4 protein-coding genes and 1 pseudogene are annotated in these 4,015 nt (G+C 73.4%); 2 read left to right on the forward strand and 3 right to left on the reverse strand.

Annotation, left to right across the window (positions count from 1 at the left end; translation table 11 throughout):
• Positions 1–69 precede the first annotated feature (69 nt).
• Positions 70–384, reverse strand: coding sequence for a hypothetical protein (locus AAHZ94_RS29800; RefSeq protein ID WP_349996818.1), 315 nt, complete (start codon positions 382–384; stop codon positions 70–72).
• Between the two features lie 79 nt (positions 385–463).
• Between AAHZ94_RS29800 and AAHZ94_RS29805 the strand changes: the two are divergent.
• Positions 464–1,309 (forward strand): annotated as a pseudogene (locus tag AAHZ94_RS29805) (alpha/beta fold hydrolase); the annotation flags it as partial.
• 376 nt (positions 1,310–1,685) lie between these two features.
• Here the strand turns inward: AAHZ94_RS29805 and AAHZ94_RS29810 are convergent.
• Positions 1,686–2,612, reverse strand: a complete 927-nt coding sequence (locus tag AAHZ94_RS29810) for an NYN domain-containing protein (protein ID WP_349996819.1) — start codon at positions 2,610–2,612, stop codon at positions 1,686–1,688.
• 200 nt (positions 2,613–2,812) lie between these two features.
• Between AAHZ94_RS29810 and AAHZ94_RS29815 the strand changes: the two genes are divergently transcribed.
• Positions 2,813–2,965, forward strand: coding sequence for a DUF8834 family protein (locus tag AAHZ94_RS29815; RefSeq protein ID WP_349996820.1), 153 nt, complete (start codon positions 2,813–2,815; stop codon positions 2,963–2,965).
• 267 nt (positions 2,966–3,232) lie between these two features.
• On the opposite strand, the gene AAHZ94_RS29820 is transcribed toward AAHZ94_RS29815, so the two are convergent.
• Positions 3,233–3,838, reverse strand: coding sequence for a MarC family protein (locus AAHZ94_RS29820; RefSeq protein ID WP_349996821.1), 606 nt, complete (start codon positions 3,836–3,838; stop codon positions 3,233–3,235).
• Between the last annotated feature and the right edge of the window lie 177 nt (positions 3,839–4,015).

Consider the following 4,015-nt stretch of genomic DNA (forward strand, 5'->3'; position numbering starts at 1 on the left):
GGAGGGCTGACCGCGGCGCGGCAGCAACGACAGAGCACGACCCGAGGGCCCGATGACGCCCCCCGCGCCCTAGGGCCCGCGGCCGGCCACGCCCCCGCCCCCCCGGCCCCCCCGGGCGCCCCCCCGCCCCGCCCCCCCCCCCCCCCCCCCGCCCCCCCCCCCCCCGTCCACGCCCCGGCCCACCGGCCCGCCGCGTACGCACACCGGCCCGGCCCCACCCGACTGCCAGGCCCGCCACGCCCGCCAGGCCCGACCGCCGGCCTCGCCCCGTACGAACACCGACCCCGCCGCGTCGGAGCGTGCCAGGCCGCCGGCCCCACCGCGTACGAACGCCGGCCCGCCGCGTACGCACCCCGCGCGCCGGGGCGCCGCTCGCCCGGTCACCTGACGCGGGGCCGAACGTTCGGCGACGAACGCGCCACCGGCCGGCCGCCGCGGTGGGCGTGGGGTTAGCCTCGACGGCATGAGCAGGCCGCCCTACCTCGCCCTCCCGCCGTGCGCCCGCGCGGATGCGCTGGCCCCCGCGCGCGGGGCGTTCGCCGTGCACGACGCGGTCCCGGACGGGCCGGTCGGCGGCGTCGTGCTGCTCGTACCGGGCTTCACCGGCAGCAAGGAAGACTTCATCACGCTGCTGGCGCCGCTGGCCGCCGCCGGTCTCCGGGCAGTGGCCGTGGACGGCCGCGGGCAGTACGAGAGCCAGGGCCCGGCCGACCCGGCCGCGTACGCCCCCGACGCGCTCGCCGCTGACGTGTTGGCCCAGGCCGCTGCGGTGGCGGCGGACGGCCCCGTGCACCTGCTCGGTCACTCGCTGGGTGGGCTGCTCGCCCGCCGGGCCGTCCTGCGCGACCCCGCGGCCTTCGCCTCGCTCACCCTGATGAGCTCGGGACCGGCCGCGGTGGTCGAGGCGCAGCAGGCCAGGCTGGCGATGCTGACCGATGCGCTGGCGCACTGGGACATGGCGCAGGTGTGGCAGGCGATGCAGGAACTCGACCCGCCGGAGGCACCGGGAGAGACACTGCCCGCCGCCGTACGGGACTTCCTGCGCGAGCGCTGGATGGCCACCCGGCCCGAGCAACTGGCCACCACCGCACGGCAGTTGATGACCGAGCCGGACCAAGTGGCGGAGCTGGCCGCGACGGGTCTGCCGGTGCACGTGCTCTCCGGCGCGGTGGACTACGTCTGGCCGGTGTCGCTGCTGGACGAGATGGCCGTACGACTCGGCGCCCGCCGCAGCACCATCGCCGGCGCCGAGCACTCCCCCGCGGTGGACCGGCCGGCCGAGACGGCGCGGGCGCTGCTCGACTTCTGGCACCCGACCCCCACCCCACCGGCCCGCCCCACACCCACCCCGTCCCACTCCTCGTACGCCCCGTCTCGCACTGTGGACGGGGCGACGGACGACGCGACCGGCGCCTGCCCCCCGCGAGGCGGACGGCGCGACCGACGTACGGCGCCCGCGCCGCCGCCCCGGCCTCCGGCACGGCCTGACCCCCGAACCCGGGTACGGGCCCCGCTCCGCACCGCCGCCCCCATCCCCCGCCGGCACCGCCCCGCCACGACCGAGCACCGACCCTTGCTCGACACCCCAACTCGCCGCACCCGTACGGCACTTCACCATCACACCGGCGGCTCCCCAACACTGCGCAGGAACACCGCACGGGAGCGCCGGCCGTGGGCGACCGGGGTCAGTACTGCGCCTGGAGGTGTTCCCAGAAGCCGTCGCGGACCGCGCGGCGCAGGTCGGCGTGGGCGCGGAGGGAGAGTTGGAGCAGCGCCTCGGCCTCGATGAGCAACTCCTGGTCGACCGAGCCCGGCAGATAGGGGTGGCCGGGCAGCAGGTCGGCGAGGGTGGCCCGGCCGCGGCTCGCCAGCCACTGGGCCGCCACCTGGGCGCCGACGAAGCGCACGTCGTCGCGGCTGGGCAGGTGGCCGCCGGCCAGTTCACCCGGCGGTTCGGTGGTCACCGCCCGACGCATCACGTACGGCTTGCAGAACTCCAGGTCGAAGGTGCGCTGGCTGTCCACCTCCCACAGCAGCGGCTCGGCCTGGTTGCGCCCGGTGGCCGCCTCGATGCCCCACAGGTGCACCCGGGCCCCGTACCCCTGCGCGGCCTCGACCGCGGAGACCAGGTCTTCGTCGCCGCCGATGAGCACCGCGTCCCCGATGGCCCGGTGTCGGGCGAGGGACTCCAGGTCGGAGCGGATCAGCGAATCGACGCCCTTCTGTTGGTTGTTGGCGTTCAGGTTGCCGAGCCTGACCTTGACGTCGGGCAGTTCGGCGATGCGCTGCTGTTCGGCGGTGTGGATGCGGCGGCGGGCGCCGTCGTACCAGTACACGCGCAGCAGTCTGCTGTCCGGGAAGATCGTGCGGGCCCGGTCGATGAACGCCTCGATGAGGCCCTCGGTGTCCAGTTCGAAGGCCCGGCGGTCCTCGGTGCCGGCGACGAGCCGGCCGGCCGCCGCGTACACGTACCCCGCGTCCACGAAGATCGCGTGCGTGGACGGGGTCGTGGCGACCTCTGCCAGCACCCGTTGCAGGAGCTCATTGGTGCGCTCGATCCCCGCGGCGATCGCGGTCAGGTCGGCCCCGCCCGGGGGCTCGACGTCATGCATGGCGGCCTCGTCCGGGCCGTGACACAGCGAACACAAACGACTCCTGTTACCTCTTAGTAATTAGCATGTCGAAAAATTTCCTTAGCGTAGGGAATGTTTGCTTGGGGCAACCCGTTCTCTCTAGTGGAACGTGCCGCAAGGTCGCGGCGCGTTCGCTTACTCACAGTTCTCCTCAGGAGGATCAGACGAAGGGAGAAGCCTTGCGCTTCGAGATCATGCGCCTGGACGACGTCGACGGCTCCGCCGTGGACACCACCGTCGTAGACGCCGCCTCCGTCAACCGGATCGTGCAGCAGGCCGCTTCGTTGGGCCAGCGCATCTACATCCGTCCAGCCGACTCCGCAGCCCGGTAGCTACCACCGGCCGCCCGCACGACGACACGCATCACACACGCGAGGCGCCCCCGTACCACCACACGGTACGGGGGCGCCTCGCGTCGTCATACGCCCACCAGCCATCCGCTGGACACCCCGGTCACCAGTGCGCTACGAGCGGTGACCGGCCGCCCTTGACGGTCGCGGCCGGGGGCGGGGTGGAGATGCTGCCGACCCTCCGGACCAGCGGGCGTGGCCAGCGGGCGAGGAGCGGCGGGGGCGGCGGATGGGGCAGGGCGGCGGCGGTCAGGCCGCCTGGATGAACTGGGTGATGCCGTTCGCGATCTGCTGCACCGCGATGGCCGAGAGCATCATTCCGGCCAACCGGGTCACCAGGACCACGCCGCCGTCCTTGATCACCCGGATGATCAGCAGCGAATAGCGCATCACCAGCCACAGCACCACGTGCATGGCGATGATCGCGGACCAGACGGAGAGCTGGCCGCCGAAACCGTCGGCGTGCTGCACCGCCAGGATCACCGAGACGATCGCGCCGGGCCCGGCCAGCAGCGGCATGCCCAGCGGCACCAGCGCCACGTTGACGTCCTTGGTCTGGGTGGGCTCCTCGGACTTGCCGGTCAGCAGGTCGAGCGCGATCAGCAGCAGGAGCAGCCCGCCGGCGACCATCAGGGCGGGCACCGAGACGTGCAGATAGTCCAGGATCTGCTGGCCGCAGATGCCGAACAGGGTGATGACGCTGAAGGCCACGGTGGCCGCCTGCCACGCCATCTTGCGCTGCACCTTCAGGGGGCGGCCGGAGGTCAGCCCGAGAAAGATCGGCGTGATGCCAGGGGGGTCCATGATGACAAAAAGGGTGAGAAAGAGGGACCCGAAGAGAGCGAAGTCGAACACGATGTGCCTTGCGAGGAGAGAGCCGAGACCTGGGACAGGCCGAGGGACAGTGGACGGGACAGGGGGGACGGGGCGGGCCGGTACGGGGCGCGGACGGGCGCGGTGCCGACGCGGGCGCGCCGTGCCGCGCGCGGCCGCCGCCCCGGGCGGATATAAAACAATCCCAGCCCCACCAAC

Origin of the sequence: Streptomyces sp. HSW2009, assembly GCF_040240285.1 — a bacterium.
Classification (GTDB): Bacteria; Actinomycetota; Actinomycetes; order Streptomycetales; family Streptomycetaceae; genus Streptomyces.

Excerpts from the sequence above, each read along its gene's own strand:
- AAHZ94_RS29810 (WP_349996819.1), bottom strand. The coding sequence starts at position 2,612 with ATGCATGACGTCGAGCCCCCGGGCGGGGCCGACCTGACCGCGATCGCC.